Below are 24,358 nucleotides of genomic sequence, written 5' to 3' on the forward strand. Positions count from 1 at the left end.
TTAGCTCCTTTTTTAATGTTGGAAGAAGCTTAAAACCTCAAGTTATATTGAGGTCAAACGGAAATTAAAAATAATGCCAATAGATCAAAAAAAACTAACAGAGGCCAACCTAACCGTGGGTTATGTAGCAAAGCGTAGCGGCGTAAAAGTATCAACCCTACATTTTTACGAAACAAAAGGACTAATACGTAGCTGGCGAAATGGCGGCAATCAACGCCGCTATAAAAAAGATGTACTGCGCCGTATAGCGGTAATAAAAGCCGCACAAGCAATGGGAATAACCCTTGATAAAATTAAACAAACACTGGCCACATTACCTGATCAGCGCACACCCACGCAAAAAGACTGGGCAGCCCTTTCAAAGCAGTGGCAAGCACAGCTGGACGAGCGAATAGCGTATATGCAGCGTTTGCGCAATCGCGTTGATGGATGTATTGGCTGTGGGTGCTTATCTATGAGTAAATGCCCTATTTATAACAAAAATGACCACTTAGGCGAAAACCAAAGTGGTGCTATTTTGTTAGAGCGAGATTGAAGGCTAGATTAAAGTTAATCTAAGCCGCTTAGCCCCTCTCTCGCCGCTCGATATAGAGCGCCTAGGGTTGAGTCGAATACAGATTTTATAAAGCTATATGTAAGCTCCACCGCTTTACTAATTACTTTGCCAGCAAACACTAACATATGCCCTAATAAACCTAAGGTTTGTGTTGCAAACGAGGCTGACGCTTTAGCTATTTTATCTAAAGTACGCGCCAACATATCGTAAAAAGTGAGCCCAGTACCAATAGCAGCTTGGGCAGCAACTGCACTGTAATAGCCGGCATCTTTTAAAAGTGTGACTAACGCAGCCCCTAGTTTATCAGCCCAGTGGGAAGTAAAAGAGGCTTGATTTCTATCTTCAAACTTCAAACTTCAAACGTACAGGGGTACTCAAAAAATGATTAGCTTGAATGGTTAAGTTGTTCCAATTATTACTATTGGCTGTGTTTATATAGCCAGGCGTACCATTGAGGGTATGGGCAGCACCTTTTAAACCTTGCCCATTATCTAAGCGTATTTCTTGACCGCTATAAGGTGCATGCGAGAACGGCCACAAAGGTACCTTAGCAACAGGGTCTGCACCATGAGTACAGCGATAAATTTTATCAATTCTTGATGTCGCAGCCCGAGAGAAGTTTTCAAGCCCAACGCGCGGTGATCCAAACGTATAAAGCTTTACAGGTATTGAATATTCAGCTCTAATCCAATCGGCAGAAAGCGTCGCTAATGCACCACCTAAGCTGTGGCCAACTAAATGAATACAATCGGTTACTTTATCTTTAATATTAGCTTCAACAAACTCCTGTAACGCGGGCTTCATACTGTAAAAGGTCTTATTAAATCCAGCATGCACCATACTGCCATTTGAGCCTCCACTTAAACCAAAATGGCCATCAGTTAAGCCATCTCTTAGCGAGTTAGTACCACGAATTGTTATAACTGAATCCCCCTGATAATCGCCAAGCCCATGCCCTACTAAAGCAAAACCCGTACTTAAATTAAACAAATGGGAGAAAAAACCTCCCGTTACACCTTGTACTGCGCCAGGGTTAACTGAAAAGTTAAAATTGTCGCGCAAAGATGCATGAAGTGAACGATGAAGTAAGTTAGTGGTTTTAATGCTTTTTGCTTTATAAGCAAGGTTAGCTAACTGTACCGCTTGGGTTGGCGTCAAAGTATTCATATAAGTTCCCTTTAAATTAATAGTTAAAGTTTACATGATGTGTAAATCGCAAAAGCGTGGCTGGTATCTTCTTTAATTGGAATATCGTATGTTTGCGGCTCTTTAGAAATATCACACTTCAAGTGTGCAAGAAGCTCTTTAAGTGTGTCACTTTTTTCATGAATTGAAATAAGCGTGTACCATAAAACAATTCCTTCTGGCGTGCCGTTTTCTAAATAAATATGCTGAACCAACGAGTCGTTATCAAACATATTAGAGGGCTTACCTGTTTTTATTGTTTTTTCTGTAAAAGTAAAATAACCGTGTTCGTCTGTTGTGGTTTCGTCAACGTATTCATCGCCATAGGTGAGTGAGCGCATTACTTTAGTGTTTGCAACTGGCTGCCCATTATCTAATAACTGCCCCTTTACTGGAGCCGATAAATAAAATTCTTGTTTATTAAAAAAGCCAAACATATCCGCACAAGCCTGTGATGTAGTAAAAAAAACAACGGCAATAGAGGCTATTACCAACACAAAAATTTTTAAACGCGATAAAAACAAAGCAAACACTCTCCCAAGACCTAGCTATAAGCTACTTAATGTTTATGGCCAATTAATTACACCAACCATATTTATATTAAAAAAAGTAGGGGAACATACTAATTAGGTACAATTATACTGCATGTTTTTTAATCAAAAAACAATCCTAATTTAATTATAAAATAGCGTATATATTAATTTACCAATACTACTAAACGCGATACCGCCCACAAGCAAAAAACCATATATAAAACTAATAGCACCAGCTGAAGGATCGCTCCTTTTATCAATTTCTATACATGCCGTGCACATAACAAAAAATATAAAAAAGTTTGCGATAACGCCTAAAATAAAAGCATGCCCAAATAACGGTGATACACCTGCCAAAACTGCGCCCAATATTAAGAGCGAGCCTGAAAATGAATGTTTATTAAACCGGCTCTCAATTATTTTTATAACTAATGTTGCTAACATAAAGAGTAAAAAGTATAGCGTTGGCCAAAACTGATAATATAAATAGCCCCAGTTTAAAAGCTCACCTGTAGTTGATGAATAAGTTTGCTGGCCTATGTCGGCTGATGAAGCATTCGTGGCATTTTCGCTAAAAAGATACGCTACCCCACCAATAATTAATTTTATAATCCAAAAAAATAAAAAGCTGGCAATAGTAAACCCGATAGCGTCATCTCTTGTTAATCGTTTTTTAGCTTTGCTTTTTACAATAATGGCAAGCATTAAACCTAGTAGGCATACACTTCCTAAATAAAGTAACGCCTGCCAAAAGTTATCAGAATAAAATACGGCTAAACCAGGCGCTATAAATAGATACATAGCATCTTCGTTATCTAATGAACGGCTTGGAGTACTCCGATCTGACTCTTTAAAAAGAGCTAAATATACAAATAAAGGCTGTAAAAACAGCATTAAAATACTCGTGGTAATAAGGCTCATAGATCATCCTTGATGAGAAAAAATTAATGCAGCACTAGTGCTGCATTAATATTAAAAATTGAGTGTGTAATTATGATGGGGGTTATAGGTTTATTTTTTGAAAATACGTTTTAAGTTTTAAAAGCCCCGACTCAAGTTCAAATTTTTGTATTTTAGGATTTTTGAATTTAAACCCATTAGAAATATGAGTATTAATCATCGTCGCCATACCCTCAAACCCAGCTGGCGCAGTGGCAACTAAATCGCTCAACAAAGGGTTTATAAGCACTTGATGCTCTTCCATTAAAGTTGGGTCTTCATATATATCGTAAACAAGGTTAGTTAGTGTTTGTTGGCTTTGTTGTTCCATATCATTTCTATAGCGCCTTAGCTTAGGCGTTTATAGCTCCTTTAAAAGTGTAATAATCTTAATGATTTATACTAATTATAAATCATTTAAGTAAATACTCATTACTTAATTATCTAAAGAAATACCAGATTCCTTGAGTTGCTTTTCAAATATTTCTTTTCTGATTTCGTCATAATTACTTTCATTTAAAAAGCGTTTATGTTCAGCAGCCTTTTCTGAGTTGCCTAGTTCAGTGTAAATTAAATAAAGATCTTTATGAGTCCTTTGCACTCTCATTTTCTCTTTAACTTCATTACTATTATCAGTGAGGTAGCGATTATAAAGTTTTATAGACTGTGTTAGGTCTTTAGTAACAAAACGTCCAGTACTATATACATACGCTAAAGCTAAAATACCATCAGAATCGCCTTCTGCAGCATGCTTTTTTGCCTCAGCAATATAGCGGCTTCCATCACCTGTATGAAGACCTACCAATTCAAGAGCTTGCCAATTTCCCATTTTATAAGCTTTTTCACACCAAGCATCAAGCTCTTGAGGCGCATGCATTAAGCTTTTTTGACATTGGCGCATGACTTTATCTTGGGATAAGTTAGGATCATTAATATCAAGGTTAGGAAAAAGAGTTCCTGCCATCGCACCAAAACATATTACGGTAGTAAAAAGAAAAGTAGCTATTGTTTTCACCATTATAGCCCTTTCATATGAGCTGAATTTTCAGGTAAGTGAACCTGATAAGTTGTCACTGCTGATTTAAACGGGATGCCCTCTCGGTAAAAGTACTTTTGCTTAAGCGCTTCTTTTTCATCAGAGTAACCCTTGCAATCAGTTTGTGAGTAACAAACTGACCCACCAATAAAATCGATAAATTTAATTTTTAAAATACCTTGCGCTTTTATCAGTGTGTCTAGGCCTTCTTGATAATTAGTAGAACTCACAGCATGCCACCTATGCATAAAAGCAATAATTTTATTCTGCTTAGACGTATTTAAAATATTACTAATATTTTGTGTCCAAACCATATTTCTTATTGTATGGCTATTAAAACAATTTCCTGCGACTGAATTATTGTAACTACATGAAGCGTCAATCAAATCCATTTCATCTAAAGTTAAATCCAAAGCAATAATTTTTAATCCTAACTCTCTAGCCGCTTTAACTAGTTCACCATAACTATTTGGTACGCCGTAGCCCCAACGCCAGTTATCATTAAAATATTGCTGAATAACATTAAAGCCTTTACCAGTGCGTTGATAAAAAACTATTTTTTCCTGCATAGATCTTGGTAGCATTTCGATTGCAAAGTGTGTAAACCCAAAAGCTTTCAATTGTCTAAGTGCTTTAATAGCTTCAAATTTATAAATAGCTGGGTTATGGCTTGATTCACCAAGCATCACTAAGCGCGCATTACCGGCCATTGTTTTATAATTTACATCCGTGTTTATTTTACTCACTGTATTTCCTTATGTTAAGTATTCTTAGTGTTATTAAAACCCCAAGCTAGTCACACCAAGCTGCAGGCGTGCTTGCAAGTTTAAGCGAATCTCTATTTTCATTAATCCAAGCATCAATAATAGGTGCAGGTAAACCAATTAAACGCCGAGACAAAAAATCGCTAGTACTTTTATTGGAAGACTATAGTTTTACAGCTTTAACTGTGAGGGTCTAGGCGACATTCTATTATTAATAGCTCGTTTATTCTTAATGCTGGCAACGTAGGCCATTTATTATCTTTATAAAATTTAAAAAGTTAAATCTTAATGGTGGAGCCACCTGCTCAACTTTTTCAAAGTTTGATTACTTGCATACCATCAAAATAACCGTCAGGTGCTTCCTCAAGTTTCAATATTGGCATTACTGTACGGTATTCAAAACGCCCACCATAAGGTAATAACAAACTACAGTTAGTTGATTCAAGTAAAATTGCCTTCTCATTGCTATCTACAAAACTTTTCATACCTTCGGGAGTTTTGCGCGTAAACACTCTAATATTCTTAATCTGTTCGTTAATAAGTCCAGTCCAACGCTCACGATTTCCATATATAGGATGATCATAGGGTATTTTTTCCATGTCTTCATATGCGCCTTGCTGAATACCCTCCTTATAAGCAAACCAAACAAGAATTGAATCTTTAACATCGTTAGTTTTAAATCCAACAATGTCGCCATTCTCTAAATGAATATATAAACGATTCCCAATATACGTAAAAATATCTTTATCCTGAATATCGTTCTTTTCTTTGTATTTTCGGATCCTAAACTCTAAATAAGGTCTAGTTAGATTTATCACCTTATTATTTTTTAGGGAATTTACTATATCTGTTTCAAGAGTTAACCCATTTAAAAAATCACTCATTATAAACCTAATTTTAAGTATGTTATTTAATCAACCAAGATGGAATATAATTATTTCCAATAGTGAGCTGATAACCATATAGTTTTTTTGCTAGTACAGCCATCGCTGTGAGTGGAATTGAAATAGCGCCTCTTCTATCCCCCTTTCTTGCATATGAACTGTAATATTCTTTATGGAGTAATAATGCTTTTTGCATTTCCTCGTTGTACTCTTGCCCACCATTTTCACTAAATATAGCCATCAGTATTGAAGGAATTGGCCACTCTATACGGCTTGCATACAAATAATCCTCATCACTAGGGTAATCATCAGGGTTACTAGCTACTAATGCTTTTTCTAATGCCCCCGCTAAATCCGAACCTGAGGTAAATATTATTTTTAATAACTCCACTAGGGCAAAATTAAAGGGAGTCAAAGACGCTCCCGACTCTGCATTTTCAAAAATAGAGATATCGATAGATTTTAAATATTCGATTCCTTCCCATTCAAAGCTACGTGCCAAAATACTCAAATAAAAAGTTGTAAGCCAAGTTTGATAATTCGTATTAACATAGTCGCGCCGACCCACAACCATTACGTGGTCATCTATAATTCGAAATGGAAAGGCATTGCCAGAGCGTTCATTACTTTCAAATATACCCATGCCTAAAGATTGCGCCCGCAATAAACAGCCCCACGTCCTGTTTTCATTTGGCTCAATCAGTGCAGCTATAGGCAGTAGATCTTCGCAATTACGTTTAAACAGCCTTGGTACTTCTGTATATGGATTCCGTTGAATACTTGGCCAATGGTCTTCATGGCTGTCATTTTCTGCAAGCATGTCTGTATGGTCTAGGTGTTCATGAGTAAAGTGACTCTCAATCATTTTTATGCCTTCGTAATGCTATAAAATGTAAATTTAGCGTTTTCATTAATACAATAAAAATAATTAAAATACTGTATAAGTAATCAATATTAGCAGTTAATTGCTTATAAAAGTTATAACTGCACTTCATATATATTCAAACTGCTTTATTTATATTCAACAGGTTTGCCATCAATAATCCACTGCGGAATATAGCCATTTTCAATGGTTAAATCGTACCCTTTTACATCTTTAGCCAGTACAGCCATTGCTGTTAGAGGGATTGAAATGGCGCCCCGACGATCAGCACGTCTACTGTCTTTTCCTGTATTAAAATATTCTTTATGGAGTAATAGCGCTTTTTTCATTTCCTTATTATAAGCATGCTCACCCTCATCACTAAAAATAGCCATAATAATATCTACTAGGGGCCAATCTAAACGGCTAGCGTATAAATAAGCAAAGTCTTCGTAATCATCGGGGTTACTGGCAACTAATGCTTTTTCGATTGCTGAGGCTAAATTTGCACCTGACGAAAATACCGCTTTGAGTAAATCTACAAATGCATAGTCAAATGGCCGGTTTTGCTCACCTAAACTAGCCTCTGCAAAAACGCTATTATCAATCGTTATTAAAAAATCAATAGCTTGTTTATTACGCAATATAATAGCGCTATATAAAGCAGGCAACCACACTTCAACCTTAGTTGAGAAATCATCAGCCTCACCTATAACCTCTATAAAATCATTATCGTAAGCGACTGTAAATGGTTTACCCACACTTGCGTTACTCTGAAAGGCTGCTAACGCCATTTGCTGTCCGCGTGTTAAATAAAGCCATGCGTTTTTGCTATTTGGATTCTCTACCGCCTCTAAAGGAAAAGCCCTAATGAGGTTTCTCTCAAATTCTTCATGAAAAGACATACCACCGCCTGCTTTTATAAGAAACAGGCTATCCTCGTCATCTTCAATATACTCCTCAACCATATCATCATAAGAAATTTGGCCATAGCTATAGTGACTTTTTATCATTTTTGTACCCTTTAAACTTTTACTTTGAACTTTGTAACTTCAATACTTTTCTTCATTCCACTGTCATTGGCTTTTTGCTTGATCCCAATATACTTAATTACAGGAGCTTTAGGCGGACTTAACTTAGCATTTACTCTAGAATATTTTTGCGCTTTTTGAATCGCTCTCAAGTTCTTTTTACAATCTGTTATTTGCTTAGTTAACTCCTCTTTCCCGACTTGACCATAGGTAGGGTTAATATCAGGGTTTTGGAGGTCTTCTAGTTTTTTGGTGTAATTTTTAATAACAGATTTCATATACTCAGTACTTCCCTGTTGAGCTCTTTTTTTATCTGCCATACGGCTGCCCCAATCAGATGCGCCACCCTTAGCCTCTACAATAATAACCTCTGGTGGCTTTCCATCAATTAAATAAACTTGGTCAAACTGGCCTTGTTTACCATCACCGGGGAGGTTTGATTCTAAGGGAATTGCATTAGGATATTCATGCATTATATACGCTTTAGCCGCTGCTTCCCCTAGCTCCTCACTTGCATTTCGCATATTGCTTCGTGCATTTTTAAGCGCTTGTTCTCGCTCTGAGCCCTCTTCCATATCCAGCGCTTCGTTTCGAGCTTTTACAGCCTTATCACGCTTATCAGCACACTCTTTTAATTTCTCTTTATCTGCAGGAGTTAATTTCTCATGGTCTAAAGTAAGCTTTTCCTCTACATCATGAAAAATATCAATTTTATCATTGGCTTCCACTAATGCGCCATTTTCGTAGCGTAATTTCGCTGATTGTTTTTTATCTTTTCGCGAAACAATTACATTACCTTTGTGATTAGTGTAAACATTGTAATTATCTTTATCTGGAGACTTAAGCTGGCTTACTAGTAATAATGCATCCCGCTCACTATTTGATACAAACTTTTCGAGTAGTTTGTATTCATAAGCTATATCCTCTAGAGAACTATCTACTTTGTCATCAGATGCTCCCACTATGATCTCTTGTGGGTCAGCTATTTTTGGTAAACCGTCAGCCCCATACATAAATTGTAGATCTTTAATGAATATACTTTTCTCTTCGAAAACTTCATATATTCGGGCTAATTCATCTAAAGATTTTTGAGATAAAACAGCTGCAAGATTATCTTTTGTAAACCCTTGTGCTTCATTATCTTGTATAGTTTCTTTGGTAATATCACGCCCATTAAATAACATGCGCTCTTGAATACCACCTTGGATAATACTGCCATCTGGAGTAATCGTACTTCCAAATTCAGGTATTGTTACAACGGGCAACCCTAACGATTTAATCTCTTCTAAAATACTCGCTTCTTGTTTTATGTCCTCAATAGTCGCAGGATTCATATTTGTAGAGTTACGCTTTGGAATAAGCAATACTTCATCATCATCTATAGCTAAGGCCTCTTTATAACCACCCGCCCCTAACTTATTATCTAAAACACTAGGGGGTATCCATCTAATAGGTGTTGAGGGAGTTGTTAATGACCCTAGATGTTCTTTAATATCTTTTGGCGTTAAATTTCCATCGTAAGCGGATTGCAATAATTTATCAGATAATTCACCACTAATAGTTCCTGAAGCAACACTTATTTCAAGCGCTTCTTTTAAGCTCTTCTCACCCTCTTCACACATTAACCCAAACGGGTCCACCCAATTCACCGGATTCGGCGCATATTGATAATGGTTTATTCCACCCACTAATCCAATCGGATCTTGGTTTATAAATCGTTGTTGTTTAGGGCTATAGTAGCGATAACGGTTGTAATGCAGGCCGCTCTCTTCATCTAAATATTGACCTTGAAAACGGATTGGTTGAGTGAAGGTATTTTCTTTATTAAACTCAAACTCGACTTCTGGTTCTTCATAACCATATACATCGGCTTGATTTTCCCATACGACTTCTGCTTTGTTGTTGGTAACAAAACGTGGAATATTAAGTTGGTCTAGGTGATAGTAATACACCTCGCCTTGTTTAATCAGCGCTACTGGGTGAAATTGATTTGGCAGGTTGATATACCAGGTATATTCACCATGCTGGTATTCGCCAATTAACTGGTCGTTATCCCAAATGTAGTCAATTTTACCGTGCTCGGTGTGCTTGGCAATGCGACGCCCGAGTGGGTCGTAATCGTATTGAGTAAGCGTGCCGTTGTTGTTAAAGCAACTTAATTGATTAAATGCATTGTATTCGCGGCGGGTTTTTATGCCTTTGCCGGTTTCGCGTATTTGGTTACCAAACTCATCATAATGAAAGTCGCTGTCGCCGAAATGGGTTAAACGGTCAGCGTCTGTAGTGCCTTGAATAACCCCATCGTCTTTGCTTAGGTCACTGGCTGCGGTTGCTGCACTTAAATCATTATATTCACTATGACTTACATTAATTTTGCTTTCTGACTGGTTGCTTGCAACCTTATTGATGGCGTCACTAGCATCGCTATCATAGCTTGGCTGCGTCGTTTGCTGCTCAGCTAATTCGTCATTTTTAACCGTTGACTGGCTAACTGGGTTACCAAAGCTATCCCACTGGTATTGGGTAGCTTTTGTGTTCTCACCACTGGCTAGATTTTGCTGAATTAACTGGCCAAGGCTGTTGTATTCAAAATTAATGTTATGACTACTAACGCCTTCCTCTTTACGCGCAATCAACTGGTTTACGCTGTCGTAATTGTACGTACAGGTATCAAATAGTGCTTGCGCAGGATGAGTTAACTGCTGCTGTGTTAAGCGGTTAAATACATCAAATTGTTGGGTAAGGGTTACATCATTACCAAATTGTTGAGTTTGAATATTGCCTTGGCTGTCGTAGCTAAGCGCTGCAAGTTCAACAGCATTGCTATTGGCTTGCTGTAAGTGAATAGCACTTAGCTGACCAAATTTATTGTAGCTATATTTAAGCGTGGTTGAATCTGGCAGAGTAAGTGATTGCCGTCTGCCGTATTCGTCGTAACTGTATTTTAAAGTATGCGCTTGTTGCTGGTTATTAACTTGCTCGGCGCACAGTAGCCTGCCGCCTTTATCAAAGTGTTGTTTAAGTGTTGATTGCGCGTTATGCGCACGCGTAATTTTACCTTGCAGGTTATAGCTGTAGTAATTGGCGTTATTAACGATATGTGAGTCGCTTGCAAGGCTTGCATGCTGCGCAGTTACGCGGCCAAGGCTGTCGCGCTCTATTTTTACATGGCGTTTATTACTTTGCGTTACTGAGGCTAAGCGATTACAGGCATCGTATTTATATTGCTGTAGCGTGCCATCAAACCCGGTTATTTGTGTTGGGTTTTCGTTAGCGTCGTAACTTATGCGGTATACGTGGCCGTCGCTTCGCTCGATGGCTGTTAAGTTTCGCTCTTTGTCGTACGTTAAATGCAGTGCGCTGCCATCAGGCTGAATAACACAATGCGGTTGGCTTAGCCCTTCAAAGTGTTGCTCTGTGGTATCGCCTTTGCTGTTTTGTGAGCTAATTAATCGCCCTGCTTCGTCGTAGCTAAAATTTTGATGCTGTTTATTTTCAGGCTCTTTTTCATCAAAGGCAATTGTTTGTGTAAGCTGGCCGTGCTCATTGTATTTATATTGAGTGAGTAAGCCTGCGTTATTAAGTGTGGCATTTACGCGGCCTAAGCTGTCGTAGCTGTAACGTATTAGCTCATCGTTGTGGTGTTTTGCTAATAGCTCGCCTTGCTCGTTCCAAATAAACTTAGTGATTTGGCCGTTTTTATTTATATGCTGAGTTAACTGGCCAAGCTTATCGTAGCTGTATAACGTGGTACGGCCATCGCCAAAGGTTTCGCTTTGTAATAAGCCAGCCACACTGTATTTACGCGTAATGGTTTGGCCATCAGGTAGGGTAGTTAATACACGTTGCCCAAGTTGGTTGTAAGCAAAATGGGTTTGGCTACCATCTGGCTGCGTTATAGTTTCTAATTGGCCGAAAGGTGTGTAGCTATAGCGCGTTGTACTGCTATCGGGCTTAATTTCACTGAGCTTTTGGCCTTGCGCATTGTATGTATATTGCCAAACGTTGCCGTTAGGGTCGGTATGTTTTACCAATTTACCTTGTGCGTTATGTACAAAGTGCTCTTTGTGGCCGCGAGAGTCTATACAGGTTGTTTCACCAGCCTCTGAGTTATATTCAAACTGGTAAGTATAGGTATTATTATCGCCCCATTGTTTTATACATTTAGCGCTAGATGAGTAGCTATCCCACTCAAAATGATGGCTAAAGCCACTGGCTCGGGTACGCTTTGTTAATAAATTAGCGGCGTTGTAGGCGTAACGTTCAGTTTCGTTTTGCTGATTAGTAGACTCAACAAGATTTTTGTTTTCATCGTACTCATAGCTTGCAAGCAATGGCGATAGCAATTGCTGTTTATTGTTTTTATCGGTGCAATACGCTGCTATTTTGCTTAATAAACCTTGCGCGTTGTAGCTAATAATACAGCCACGTACTTTGTTTACTTCTATACGGTGTAGGCGCTCTTTTGCATCGTAATAAAACGCGATGCTTTGGCCTTTTTCGTTAATTATTTTTTCAAGCAACCACGCGCTTTCGCCTGGTTTAAAGGTAAGGTGTTGGTCATCTGGTGTTACAAGTACTTGCTTACCATTTGTTTGGTAATGCAGTGCAAGGTTACTACTCAACTGATAGCTCGATTGGCCAGGCTTTACCTTTTCAAATTTATGTTTAGCGCCATGCTCGTCTTGGTACTCTAACCAGTAAGTCCCTTTTTGCTTAGGGCCCACTTTTGGCGGCGGTAAGTAATGCTCTGTAAGGCTTGCCATAAAGTCATGGCGCCAACCATTACCCATTGTTGTGCACACATCAGCATGAGATGAGCGATACAAACGTCGCCACACTAATTGCCGACTCCCTGCTAGGGTAAAGTCGATGAGCGGGAGAATTTCTTCGCCCGAAAGCATTGATACCGGATCTGAACGGCACTCTTGATTTGTAATGGGCTCTTCGCTTGCGGTGTTATTACTTGCACCGCCAGTGTTTTTAGCGGGTGCTTGCGATGCGCTTTTACCTGATGCTGTTGAGCTTGATTTTTTGCTCGACTTTTTGCCAGCTGCTCCACTATTGGTGTTATCACTAACTTGAATAGATGACTTTGCTTTTTGGTGATAACACGTTATAGCGCCAGCTATTAAAGCTTGGGTAAGTGCACTTGCGGTTTCGCGGGCAGAGGCGCTGCGTGGGCAGCTAACGCCTGCGCTATTTAATAAGTTAATTACGTCGAGGCGTTTGGCAGCATCGCCAGTTAGCGCACCACCAATTTCAGCTATTTGCTGTTTAGCACTTTGTGCCGTGTTTGCTACTGCAGGTGCATAGCCAGAGGGCGTTTGGCCTTTACCAGCAACGAGGCAAATGGGGTAACTTGATCCTTGTAAAACAACTGTATTACTTTGCATTAGTTGTGTACTTCCTCACTTATCCATAAGTATGATGCTGCGGCCTGGTATTTTGATTGTTCTTGAGAAATCACTAACGCATGTTTATAGTGATTTACAATAGCCGGGCTTGAGGTCAATTGATATAAATTGACGAGTCCTTCAAGCGCACCAATTTTACCTAATTTGTAATTAGGTAATTCATAATGTGTATGCTCACTAATTAAATTACTGAGCAATTGTAAATTTGTTAACCACACATCGCTTTCGTGGTTTACGCCATTACCTGGCGCACATATAAAATCTATTTGTTTTTTACTATTAAGCGCAATGTTAGAAAAAATCCCACTTAATTGGTTATGTTTTATAAAATCTACAGATGGAGCCAGTTCGTGGCTTTGTTGCATCCAACCAGTTTTAACCGCTATAACAGTTGCAAGTGCACCACCAACACCTTGATAGGCATATTCACCGTTTATATTTGCTTTGTGTGTAGCGTCTACTGCAAGTACGTTAACCTTTTTCCACTGATTTTTTTGCACAAGTTCGATCATTGCATTAGCGCCTGTAGCACCATAAAACAAAATATGACTTACATGCTGTGGAAATAACTGTTTTAAACTATTTGCCAAAAGTTGCTTAAGCTCGCCTTGGTATTCAAGCGCAGGAAGCAACCAAACTAAAGGCGCTTGTAGGTCTTCAACTTTTGCAAATAATTCTTTTGCTTTTAATATACAATCGTAAATGCATGCATTCCACGATTGCCATTCTTTAAACTCATTTGATGCAGACTCTTCGCCGTATAAAAGCTCATCTATGTCTTGAGAAAATGGCGCTAAAAAACACTCCATATTAATATTAAAAGCACTCACAACACGGCCTCCGCAGCTAACTTTTTAGCAGTAGCGTGTTGGTAGTAGTTATATAAGTTAAATACAGCTTGGCTATAGCTATCCATAGCAGACATTTCTATAGCATTTAACTTAGTATTTAGCGCTTTACCAGCTATTAAGCGCGAAGATGAAAGCTCGCCCTCAAACTTTGGCCAGTTAGTGTGTAACTGACGCTTAAATTCACTACACGATAACTCATCACCTTGCCATGCTTGCAGTTGTGTTTCAAAGCTCACTAATAAATCAAGCTTATCGCCGAGCAAGCGCCTTATTAAAGCAATAATGGTACGTGGTTCTTCAACTTTATTTAAAAAAGTATTAGCTAATGGAATTAATTTTGCAAAGCTACTTTGCAGTAATACCTGCATGGTTTGGTCAACCGTTAAAGTATTGCTTGCATGGTTGCCAACTACATTCACCTGCTCCCAACTGAGTGATAATAAAAAAAGCGACATTAACGGAGAATTAATAAGCCCAGCATTGCATAAGTGTTTAAACGTATTTATTACATCGGTATTTTTGGCTTGGCTACTTATTAATAAATTCTGCTCCAACGCTGGCTGTAAATGCTCAAGTGACTCTTTGTCAGTGGTTAATGCAAAGCACAAAGTTTTTAAGTCAATATAAGCGATTAAATTCAAGCTATGCTGCTGTAACAGAACTTTATAAATAATTAATTTAGTTAGGCTATGTAAGGTAGGCTCGTTCATTAAAGCGTTAATAAACGCTAAGTTAATGTTTTGAGGCAAATTAGCCATTACCTCAACGCATGCTTGTGCAGTGGAATCAATATTGGGGTCACTTTGTAAAAAAGTGATTAATTGCACTAAATCTGGCTGGCTAAATTTTTGTGGGACGTTATTTTTCTTAGCCGTTAACCAACATGCTTCTAATAGCTTTGTTTTAAGCGTTTTAATAAAACCTACGCATGTAAAAGGGCAATATTGTGCTTCACTAATTGCTAGCAGTTGCGCTTTATGATTACTTAGGTATGTAGATAGCAAAGTTAGCCACCTATTAATACTGTAGGGTTGCCAACAACAATTTTACCGCCGTGGGAGCTGTCATCACCCATTCTAGCTGCAGGCTTACCGTTAATTTTAACCGAGCCAGAACCCGATTTAATACTATCTGGTGGGCCAATACACACCATCATGTCGCCTTTACGCGCAGCAGGCATTCCACCAATTAAGACATTAGTTGAACCAATAACTACAGGGCCGCCTACATGCGGCACTGTGCCGGTTGTTTTAGGACACACATGCATGTGACCAATTGTAGCTGCGGGCTTGCCCATAAAGACTCCTTGTCTGTTTATATTTTTAAATAAAACTAATCAAATAAAGGGATAATTAATAACTTGCTGTGCGCCACTAATAGAGATAAACACTCTATTAATTCACTTTGAGAATAATCTGAAAGTGCAACAGGGCTTTGCATAGCATATTGGTATAATCCCGACACAACATCTTCACTATTTAATACTGGGTGTAAATTATTTAAAAACTGGCCAGCGTAATAACCATTCATTGCTTTTAGATGACTTAATGCTGGATTTAGCAATGGATCGTCTGGTCTATTAATTGGCAAACATATTAAATGCGCAAGCCCATAACGGCAATATACAACATATCCGTTATTATTAATGCCGTTTCTAAGTCCTGAATGAAAGCTATTTATTATTTCCATATTTGCACTAATTTAATTTAATCATTCCAGCTGATAAAGTAATAGCACTGCCGTCAACTTTAACATTACTACCTTTAATATTTATATTAGTGCCTTCAATAGTTATATTACCATTACTGCTCATTTTAATTTGTGCAGAGCCTGTTTTAATAACTATTTCATCACCCGCTTCTATATTTAATGTTTTACCTACTTTTAAAGTATCGTTTTCACCCATTTCGGCAATACGATTTTTAGCAACATTAAGGGTGTCGTTGTTAGCAATATCTGTTTTTCTGTCGTTGCCAATTTCAATGTTGTGGTCGTGATCTGTCTTATCGTTTTGATCGTTTTTAACATAGAGCTGCTTGTCTTTTTCTGCTTGAAGATAAACCAGCTCACTGCCTTTTTTATCTTCAAACCTAAGCTCGTTAAAATTATCTGCCCCGCCTTCTTTTGTAGAACGCGTTTTTATGCCGCTTTGCGTTTTTTCTGCCGGTAATGCATACGGAGGCATTAAGTCTGCGTTATATACGGCCCCACTTATAATAGGTTGATCTGGGTCGCCATTTATAAAATCCACAAGTACTTCTTGGCCAACGCGAGGGAAGAAAAAAGCCCCCCACTTTTTACCAGCCCAGTTTTGGGCAACGCGGATCCAACACGAACTTTTAGAATCTTTTTTGCCTTCTCTGTCCCAATCAAATTGCACTTTTACACGACCATATTGGTCAATCATAATTTCATCAGCGCTGTCGCCAGTTACGATTGCCGTTTGGACCCCGTTTATTACAGGCTTTTTCTTATTTATTTGTGCTCTGTAAGGGATTTCTTTTGGGACACATTCAAAGTGATTTGAATAAACTTCTTCTACCGATGACTGCTGCGAACCTGATTGGTTGGGTACTGTAATTGAAGTCATCATAGAGGTAATAACAAATGTTTTACCTTCAAGACGTGGGTCTTCGTGCTTTTTAAAACTAAATAACTTACCTACAGTAAATGAGCGACAATCACTTCGCCCACTAGAAAGCTTCATATCTCTTTGTAATGACTCTAACTGTACAGATGCTAAATTAGCTGCGCGCGGGTGGCACTCTTGCTCGCCCGTGTATTCAAAAATTTCAGAGACCGATTGAGTAGGAAGCTCAGGGTTTGCTTGCTCGCCATCTGGGTATCGTGATGGCTGTTTAAAATCGTAACCAACACGTTTAAAACTACCAGGGGCAATGCTTAAGCCACCTTGCCAGCGCGATACGTGTGATTCGCTTAAATGGCCAGTTGAAAATACAACTTTGCCTTCATTACATACTTCGTAAGCCGTAATATCATCAGCTAATACAAGCGTATGGTTACTGTTTGAGTGTTCAAAAAAGTAAAATATACCTTCTTGTTGGAATAAGCGCTGAATAAAATCAAAATCAGATTCTTGATACTGAACACAATATTCATATTTAGGGTAGGTTTTACTGGTTTTATCGCTAAAGGCAACATTGTGTTGGCCAAATAAATCAGCAAATATTTCTTTAATTGTTTTCTTTTGAAAAATGCGGCTATTTTTACGATTGCGCATTGAAGCTGCGAATGGAACTATCGTCGCTTGATAATCTATATAATTTTTTTGCTCGTCAACATCAGCCGTACGGCTGCCATTTGAAACCAAATGACTAACAATGCCGTGGTAGTAACGCTCACCACCGCCATCTGCATTTTTTACTTTAATAGATACAGGTTTACCCACTAAGTCTTCGTGCGCGATCTGCTTTCCAATAGTGTACATATTGGCAGACATAACAAACAAATCAGACATTGCCTCTTGGGCAACAAAACGAGTTAAATAGAGGGCATCTTTACCAACAGGGGTGCTAATTTGAATTACGTTTTTATCTTGTGTTGCTTTTTGCATTCCTTGCTTTTCCCGTCCTAAAGATCAAAAAAAGCTCTGAGCAATGCCCAGAGCCATTATAAGGTAACAAATATTACATTTGTTGACCTTTAACACCGCTGTAACCGTATACAAGAGGAGCAGTAATGTTATTTTTGTCGTCTGTTGGAGTAACAGTCATCATCATTTCTGTGTAGCTGATAGTGATTGTTTCGATTGGACGATCATTTTGTACTGAAACTGAGTAGCTAGAAATCATTGCATCTGTAAGTTCGATTTTCATGATTTCTTCAACCTTATCACCTTGCTTAGTGATATGGAAAATAGCTGGTAAACCTTTACCGATTGTCGCTTCTTTGAAAAGATCCGGAGATGCTTTATCTTGAAGTTTAGTGATTGTTACGTCACCAAGGCGAGTAGAGCTTGACTCACGGTCCATCGCTGTACCAGTAGCTGAGCTAATTTCGCGACTTACATTCCAATCAAGAGATAAAACTGTAATTAAATCTTTGAAAGACTCAGCAGTAGTTTCGCCTTTGATTGAACCGTATTTTAAATATGTATTTGCTTGCATTTGATAATGCTCCTTTTTATTAAACAATGTTATCCATTAATACTGGATTCTTTACTTTGGTATATACCAAAATTCCTTTGAAACCATTATCTTTAATACAGCAATGAAAAGGCCTTCTGATTCCTTTCCTTAGATGAAGACAATGTCTCAAAAATTCCATGTAGTGATATCAGGCACCAAAATTATAATGCCCTCAAACTAAAGAAACAACCTTAATAACAAGTTATTTCAAATTAACTTTAATTAACCTTTAATTCAGCTCTAGTTCAAATTCATTATCTTTTACTAATAGCGATATACTATTAATTTCTTTGTCGTCAATCATGCTAGAAAGTAAAACCTCAGACAACAATGGCAGCACTCTATTTTGAAGTATAGTGTGAATATTACGTGCACCTGAGCCTGCATTTTGGCAATTAGCAATAATATATTCAATTACATCGTCATTATAAATTAACTCTGCATTGTAGTGTTTTTTAACACGTTTAATTATTTTATTTATTTGAATAGCGGCAATTTCAGTAAGAATATCGTCACTTAATGGAATGTAAGGAATTACATTAATACGACCTAAAAATGCCGGTTTAAATGAAGCAAGTAAATCATCTTGTAATGCCTTTAATAAACCTTTGATGCTTGGTTTACTTTCTTCGTCTTCAAATAAGCTCATTGTGGTATCTGTGCCCACGTTTGAGGTCATAATAATAATTGTGTTTTTAAAGTCGATATCGCGGCCTTCACCGTCTTTAATTGTACCTTTATCAAACACTTGATAAAAAATATCTTGTACGCCTGGGTGTGCTTTTTCCATCTCATCCAAAAGTACAACACTGTATGGCTTTCTTCTTACTGCCTCGGTTAATATTCCTCCTTCACCGTAACCTACATATCCTGGAGGAGAGCCAAGTAATAAAGAAACTTTATGTTCTTCTTTAAACTCTGACATGTTAATTACCGTGACGTTTTCTTCACTACCATACACTTCTTGGGCTAGCGAAAGTGCAGTTTCTGTTTTACCCACACCGCTTGGCCCTGCTAACATAAATATACCGTTAGGACGGCTTTCATCTGCTAGCTGAGCACGAGATGTTTGAACAACTTTAGCTATTAAATCAAGAGAGTGGTCTTGCCCTACAACTCGTTGCTTCATTTGCTGTGCTAAATTTAAAATGCCATGTATTTCATCTTCATGCATTTTGCCAACAGGTATCCCTGTCCAATCTGAAATAACTTGCGCTATAAGCTCTTCGTTAACCTGCCAATGAACCATATTATGTTCAAAAGAGGCTAGCTTCTCTTTACTAAGTCTTAGCTTATCGAGTATTTCTTGTGATGACTCTTCATCTTGAGAGTTAATAAGCTCTAAAGCTTGATTAAGCTCAGCTACAATTTCTTTTTCAGCACTAAATTGCTCATTTAACGGCGCTAATCGCTCTTCAATTGTAATTAGCTCTGCTTTTAATGTGTCTAGTTGCTGTGAATGATCTAAACCCGTTTTTTGCTCTCTGTTAAGCATTTTTACTTGTGTTTCTATTTCGCTTAAGCGATTTACAAGCTGCTCTATAGTATTTGGAGTAGATGCTTGGCTCATTGCAACACGTGCACAAGCTGTATCTAGTAATGCAACGGCTTTGTCTGGTAGCTGCCTTGCAGTAATGTAACGATGTGATAAATGCACCGCGCCTTCAAGTGCTTGCTCAGATATAAACACCTTGTGGTGTTTTTCCATTACAGGCACTAAGCCTCGTAACATTGCCACCGCTTTTTCAGGGGTTGGCTCTTCAACTTTTACAACTTGGAAGCGGCGTGTTAATGCGGCGTCTTTCTCAAAAAACTTTTTGTATTCAGCCCAAGTAGTTGCAGCTATTGTGCGTAATTCACCACGCGCTAAAGCAGGCTTTAATAGATTTGCCGCATCATTTTGACCCGCTGCACCACCGCTACCAATCATGGTATGTGCTTCATCAATAAACAAAATAACCGGATTTACCGCGTTTTTTACTTCATTGATAAGCGATTTAAGGCGATTTTCAAATTCCCCTTTCATACCTGCACCAGCTTGTAATAGTGCTAAATCTAAGCTGTGAATTTTTACATTTTGTAATACAGCAGGTACGTCTTTTTGAGCAATTCTTAATGCTAGCCCTTCAACGACTGCTGTTTTACCTACGCCCGCTTCACCAGTTAAAATTGGGTTGTTTTGGCGGCGTCTGGTTAAAATATCAACCATTTGACGAATTTCGAAATCACGACCAAGAATAGGATCTATTTTTCCAGCGAGTGCTTGGGCAGTTAAATCAACAGTAAATTGATCTAAACTTGGAGTTTTAGAACCAACATTTGCTTGAGTTGACGCATTTTGTACTGAATGGTTGCGCTCTTGAGATTGCGCAACTATTTCAGGCCATGCATGAAGCAATTGACCAGGCTCTATTTTATTAAATAACTTACTACAACGTGTTACTAAACTAGATAATGTATCGTCTTTAGTAAGAGTATAAATAACGTATGCACTACGAATTTGATTATCTGTAAACTCAATACTGGTACTTAACCAAGATTGCTTAAGAAGACTCGTAACATGCACTGACAAACTAGGAGATGACTCGCTACCCGTTTTAAGAGACTCTAATGATTGATTTAAATCCTGCTGAACTTTATCAATATCTATATCGAACGAGCCAAAAATTAGTCTAACATCATCTAATTGCTGCTCAATCATTGCAAGTAACCAATGCTCAAGTTCAACCGTGAAATGACTGCGACTATTACATATAGCAACAGCACCTTCTAAGCTTTTTCTGCAATCAGGACTCAGTTTTTCAACTAGTTTATTCAGTGTCATCGAAGACATACTTTTTTCCTTTTAATTTTAATTATCCCTTAAACGATAACTTAGTAGGGTTAGATTTTAATTTGTTATCTTGTACAGATAAGAAGCTATTGGCGCCTAACTGACACTCATTTTTTGAAAGTTTAGCGGCACCTAAATTTTGAAAATTTGACTCAATGACTAAGCGAAAGTTAATAGCATTTCCTACATAGTCTTTTGTTATTTGATTCGCTATTTCGAAAAGCGGACCTTTGGGCAAAAGTTGTTTTGCTTTATCTGGATCATCTGATTTTATGTGAATTTCGATATTAGAAGAGACGTCCCATACCTTATTTCCAATCATGGTATCAACACCTAAACGGGCGTGCTGGCCTTCATATAATGCCTGGCTTGCTAAACGGGTTTGTTCTTGCTCTTTTAACTCGTGCCATTGGCCAACCATTTGTTTGATTGATACATCACAACCTAGGTATGACGAAAGTACATTTTTTAAATCAAATGCATTTCTAATTTTACGGCTATATAAACCTGAAAAATGCAGTTGGTGCTCGTTATAGCCACCACTTAATAAACCGAGTATTTGTGTGTATGGGTCTTTATTTTTTTCTTTATTAACGTGATTAAGCGAAAGCTTATATTTTTTCCAAGCGCGGTAATACAGTGAGACTAAACGATGATTAAACATGTCGTAAAAGTCACGCATGGTTGTATCTTTATAGCGTAAACGCTGCATAACGAGCTCGCTATAAAACTGGGGTAAAGCGCCTGAACACCCCGTCAGTCCCATAAAAGAAACCTGGATAGTTACTTTATGCATACCGTCTTCAAAACCAGTTTCTTCTAATTTGGAAATTGCATTACCTGGATAACCAAACTTTTGGGTAGCTGTAAACTTAATCAACTCTTGCTTTGGATTACTGTCGTAACCGACATGTCGATAATCTAAGCCACGCTTTTTTAGCTGATTTTCAATTATGAAAACAGCTTTGTAAAAGTCAATTTGAGAAGCTTGTGAGATTATTTGCTTTATCATAATAACGGACAGTCACCCACTCTTGCAGGCCATTGATAATAAATTTGCTCTTGCTCTTTAAGCCTTAAACTTAAACGCGTGTAGCTATTTATTGCTGCAAATTGAGCAAAAAAGTGATCAAGTATTGATGCAAAGAAGAACATGCCGCTGCCAGAAAAATCATCGTTAGCAAATGTAATTTCAATTTCGCTGCCTGTTGCAAAGCTTACTTTACCTTTTTGAATCACACGGGCAGTTGAGGGCTCTATGATCACTCTATAAATATTATCTATCATGCCTTTAGTTTGTGGTGATGCTCTAAAATCGTATAAGCGCAAAACTTCTTTAAGCTTATTACATGCGTCTTCACCACTAAAGGTATCAAGCGTTAAATGATTAACTAACTGCCACCGTGTTGCATCAGCTAATATAGGTCTCACTGCATGAGTAAATGGCGTTAAACATCTAATTTTTTTAATTACATCGCCGCGCTCAGGCATTAATAAACCAAGTTCGTCATCACCAAATGGCATGCTTGCTGGTAGGTTGCGATTACTACAATTTGCGCGCACAGTAAGTACAGAGTTTCCGTCACCATATTCCATCGCACTATTTTCAAAAGTAGCATCAACTAACGATAAAAATGTTTCGGTTCCTGACTCTACATAACCGCCGGCCCAAGAAGCAGTTTCTCGACGAATATGCCAAAACAAATCATCATGTCCATGATATTTAGGATGTGTTTGACCATAAAAAGGCGAAACAATTTGTTTATTGCCTTTATGATCAAATGCAATAACTTCCGATATACCAATTACTTCTGATATTTCCGAGTCCATATAACGCGGTGTTAACTGATATTCATATTCACTGATCTCAGGTCGTATTGGCTCAAGCTCTTGTTCAAATAAGTTTATTATTGGTGTACAGCCTAATAAGAACATATCTTTATCTACTTGTTTTTCAAGCTCAGCAGATTCAGTATCTAGGTAAATATAAATACTACATTTATTAGATTGCTTAGGCAGTGATGAAAGAATGCCTTCAAGCTCAAAAAACCTAAACTTCTCAGGAAAAGTAAAATTTTCGACGAGCAAACGATATCCGGCAGATGAGCGCAGTGAATAAGGGACCACTGCTTCGTTAGAATCAAAGCCAACTGCTTTTAATTGGCTTTTTGACAGATATCTAATACCTTCATCGCCATTGTCTATAGCAATACCAATACTATGTTTGAACAGTAGTTCGTAAACTTTAAGTGTATGATGCCATTGGCCATTGATAAAAATCCGTAATTTTTCAAGGCCAGTTTCTGCAAGCGAAACCCCTTTATACTCTCCTGTTAATTCTATTTTGAAAATAGATTTTGCTTTTTCTTGCCAGCGAGGCTTAGGCGCTACAAATGGGCTATTATCAAATTGCACATTTGTTATTTCAACAGGCCAAAGGTAGGTTTCATAACACGTTTGAAATTTACATTGCTTCATTGAGTCAACGTTAGTTTCTACTTCACTTGCCTTTGGTATAACCACACCTGCCGTAGATAAGTTCTCAGCTTCGAGCTTAACAACTGACATTGATGGAATTGGCGCTTGGTAATCTGGTAGCATTTGCCCTAGCAAAGCATCCGTTAACTCCGGGAAACTATCGTCGAGCTTTTGCCTTATATTGGCAGTTAAAAATGCAAAAGATTCTATTAATCTTGAGACATGAGGGTCTTCAATATGATCTTCACTTAACTTTAAACGCCCTGCAACTTTTGGATATTTTTCAGCAAAGTCTTTACCTAAATGACGCACAAATGCTAATTCACGATTGTAATACTTCAATAACTCATCGTTCATAATGATGCCTCAATAATCTTCATACCCAAGTTCACGGGCTCTACTTCTGAATCAAAACTGATAAACTCTGGCTCAGGGTCGGCGTATAAAAGTGCATTTATTCTTAAATTTAATACTCTGTTTAAAGGCACTTCTTCATCTGTAAATACTTCTACTTCAAGAAACCGTGGCTCAAACTTTAAAATTGTATTTCTGACGGTTTCGCACAGTAATGCGCGTCCTTCGTGAGAGCTTACAGACATACTCGAAAAGTCAGGTAAACCATAAGACAAACATGAAGTAGCCAGCTCGGTGTATTGAGTTGGCCATGTATGCCATTGAATTCGAGCATTTAGCAAAGCTTCAATATCTCTGCGCACGTTTTTTCTAAGCTCACTAATAGTGATGCCTTCGGTACGTGATGGCGCATCCTGGAAGTCGGGCTCATCGTCAATGAGCCTATCTATAATGGATGCTTGAAGCTGTTGTTTATGCTCTATCATGG

General features: G+C 38.1%; 22 protein-coding genes. 1 reads left to right on the plus strand and 21 read right to left on the minus strand.

Features of this window, described 5'->3' with window-relative positions:
- The first annotated feature begins 73 nt into the window (after window positions 1–73).
- Window positions 74–535 carry a redox-sensitive transcriptional activator SoxR gene (gene soxR, locus H5122_RS09185; protein WP_182681473.1) on the plus strand — a complete coding sequence of 154 codons (462 nt, stop codon included), beginning with the start codon at window positions 74–76 and terminating at the stop codon, window positions 533–535.
- A gap of 14 nt (window positions 536–549) precedes the next feature.
- On the opposite strand, the gene H5122_RS20210 is transcribed toward soxR, so the two are convergent.
- The 21 genes from H5122_RS20210 to tssE form a co-directional block, all read right to left on the minus strand.
- Window positions 550–909, minus strand: coding sequence for a hypothetical protein (locus tag H5122_RS20210; RefSeq protein ID WP_259395760.1), 360 nt, complete (start codon window positions 907–909; stop codon window positions 550–552).
- The gene (locus H5122_RS09190; RefSeq protein WP_259395759.1) at window positions 899–1,723 is read right to left on the minus strand and encodes a lipase family protein; all 825 of its coding nucleotides are present in this window, start codon (window positions 1,721–1,723) and stop codon (window positions 899–901) included. Before H5122_RS09190 ends, H5122_RS20210 begins: the two co-directional genes overlap by 11 nt.
- 23 nt (window positions 1,724–1,746) lie before the next feature.
- Window positions 1,747–2,178, minus strand: coding sequence for a DUF4198 domain-containing protein (locus H5122_RS09195; RefSeq protein WP_223231575.1), 432 nt, complete (start codon window positions 2,176–2,178; stop codon window positions 1,747–1,749).
- A 237-nt stretch (window positions 2,179–2,415) separates the two neighbouring features.
- Window positions 2,416–3,195, minus strand: coding sequence for a hypothetical protein (locus tag H5122_RS09200; protein ID WP_182681472.1), 780 nt, complete (start codon window positions 3,193–3,195; stop codon window positions 2,416–2,418).
- A gap of 82 nt (window positions 3,196–3,277) precedes the next feature.
- Window positions 3,278–3,544: a hypothetical protein gene (locus H5122_RS09205; protein WP_149613840.1), complete on the minus strand. Its 267-nt coding sequence runs from the start codon at window positions 3,542–3,544 to the stop codon at window positions 3,278–3,280.
- A gap of 105 nt (window positions 3,545–3,649) precedes the next feature.
- Window positions 3,650–4,231, minus strand: a complete 582-nt coding sequence (locus tag H5122_RS09210; RefSeq protein WP_182681471.1) for a hypothetical protein — start codon at window positions 4,229–4,231, stop codon at window positions 3,650–3,652.
- The gene (locus H5122_RS09215) at window positions 4,231–4,995 is read right to left on the minus strand and encodes a ChaN family lipoprotein (protein WP_182681470.1); all 765 of its coding nucleotides are present in this window, start codon (window positions 4,993–4,995) and stop codon (window positions 4,231–4,233) included. Before H5122_RS09215 ends, H5122_RS09210 begins: the two co-directional genes overlap by 1 nt.
- Window positions 4,996–5,327: 332 nt before the next feature.
- On the minus strand, window positions 5,328–5,897 hold the full coding sequence (locus H5122_RS09220; RefSeq protein ID WP_182681469.1) for a hypothetical protein: 570 nt from the start codon (window positions 5,895–5,897) through the stop codon (window positions 5,328–5,330).
- A gap of 22 nt (window positions 5,898–5,919) precedes the next feature.
- On the minus strand, window positions 5,920–6,762 hold the full coding sequence (locus H5122_RS09225) for an immunity 49 family protein (protein ID WP_182681468.1): 843 nt from the start codon (window positions 6,760–6,762) through the stop codon (window positions 5,920–5,922).
- 146 nt (window positions 6,763–6,908) lie between these two features.
- The gene (locus tag H5122_RS09230; protein WP_182681467.1) at window positions 6,909–7,772 is read right to left on the minus strand and encodes an immunity 49 family protein; all 864 of its coding nucleotides are present in this window, start codon (window positions 7,770–7,772) and stop codon (window positions 6,909–6,911) included.
- 11 nt (window positions 7,773–7,783) lie between these two features.
- Window positions 7,784–13,186 carry an RHS repeat-associated core domain-containing protein gene (locus H5122_RS09235; protein WP_310736068.1) on the minus strand — a complete coding sequence of 1,801 codons (5,403 nt, stop codon included), beginning with the start codon at window positions 13,184–13,186 and terminating at the stop codon, window positions 7,784–7,786.
- A complete protein-coding gene (locus H5122_RS09240) occupies window positions 13,186–14,037 on the minus strand; it encodes a hypothetical protein (protein ID WP_182681466.1) in 852 nt (283 codons plus the stop codon). The genes H5122_RS09235 and H5122_RS09240 overlap by 1 nt, the downstream gene beginning before the upstream one ends.
- Window positions 14,034–15,062 (minus strand): hypothetical protein, encoded by a 1,029-nt coding sequence (locus H5122_RS09245; RefSeq protein ID WP_182681465.1) that lies wholly within the window; start codon window positions 15,060–15,062, stop codon window positions 14,034–14,036. Before H5122_RS09245 ends, H5122_RS09240 begins: the two co-directional genes overlap by 4 nt.
- A gap of 2 nt (window positions 15,063–15,064) precedes the next feature.
- Window positions 15,065–15,355, minus strand: a complete 291-nt coding sequence (locus tag H5122_RS09250; RefSeq protein WP_024595244.1) for a PAAR domain-containing protein — start codon at window positions 15,353–15,355, stop codon at window positions 15,065–15,067.
- A gap of 35 nt (window positions 15,356–15,390) precedes the next feature.
- Window positions 15,391–15,747 (minus strand): hypothetical protein, encoded by a 357-nt coding sequence (locus H5122_RS09255; protein ID WP_182671935.1) that lies wholly within the window; start codon window positions 15,745–15,747, stop codon window positions 15,391–15,393.
- A gap of 7 nt (window positions 15,748–15,754) precedes the next feature.
- On the minus strand, window positions 15,755–17,632 hold the full coding sequence (locus H5122_RS09260; RefSeq protein WP_182681464.1) for a type VI secretion system Vgr family protein: 1,878 nt from the start codon (window positions 17,630–17,632) through the stop codon (window positions 15,755–15,757).
- A gap of 73 nt (window positions 17,633–17,705) precedes the next feature.
- Complete coding sequence (locus H5122_RS09265) at window positions 17,706–18,185, minus strand: type VI secretion system tube protein Hcp (protein ID WP_007377086.1); 480 nt, start codon at window positions 18,183–18,185, stop codon at window positions 17,706–17,708.
- 250 nt (window positions 18,186–18,435) lie between these two features.
- A complete protein-coding gene (tssH, locus tag H5122_RS09270; RefSeq protein ID WP_182681463.1) occupies window positions 18,436–21,039 on the minus strand; it encodes a type VI secretion system ATPase TssH in 2,604 nt (867 codons plus the stop codon).
- A 22-nt stretch (window positions 21,040–21,061) separates the two neighbouring features.
- Window positions 21,062–22,051: a type VI secretion system baseplate subunit TssG gene (tssG, locus tag H5122_RS09275; RefSeq protein WP_182681462.1), complete on the minus strand. Its 990-nt coding sequence runs from the start codon at window positions 22,049–22,051 to the stop codon at window positions 21,062–21,064.
- Complete coding sequence (tssF, locus tag H5122_RS09280) at window positions 22,048–23,874, minus strand: type VI secretion system baseplate subunit TssF (protein ID WP_182681461.1); 1,827 nt, start codon at window positions 23,872–23,874, stop codon at window positions 22,048–22,050. The genes tssG and tssF overlap by 4 nt, the downstream gene beginning before the upstream one ends.
- A complete protein-coding gene (gene tssE, locus H5122_RS09285; protein ID WP_024594570.1) occupies window positions 23,871–24,356 on the minus strand; it encodes a type VI secretion system baseplate subunit TssE in 486 nt (161 codons plus the stop codon). The genes tssF and tssE overlap by 4 nt, the downstream gene beginning before the upstream one ends.
- Window positions 24,357–24,358: the final 2 nt, after the last annotated feature.

This window comes from Pseudoalteromonas sp. SG43-8 (assembly GCF_014164245.1).
In the GTDB taxonomy this organism is placed as follows: Bacteria; Pseudomonadota; Gammaproteobacteria; order Enterobacterales; family Alteromonadaceae; genus Pseudoalteromonas; species Pseudoalteromonas distincta.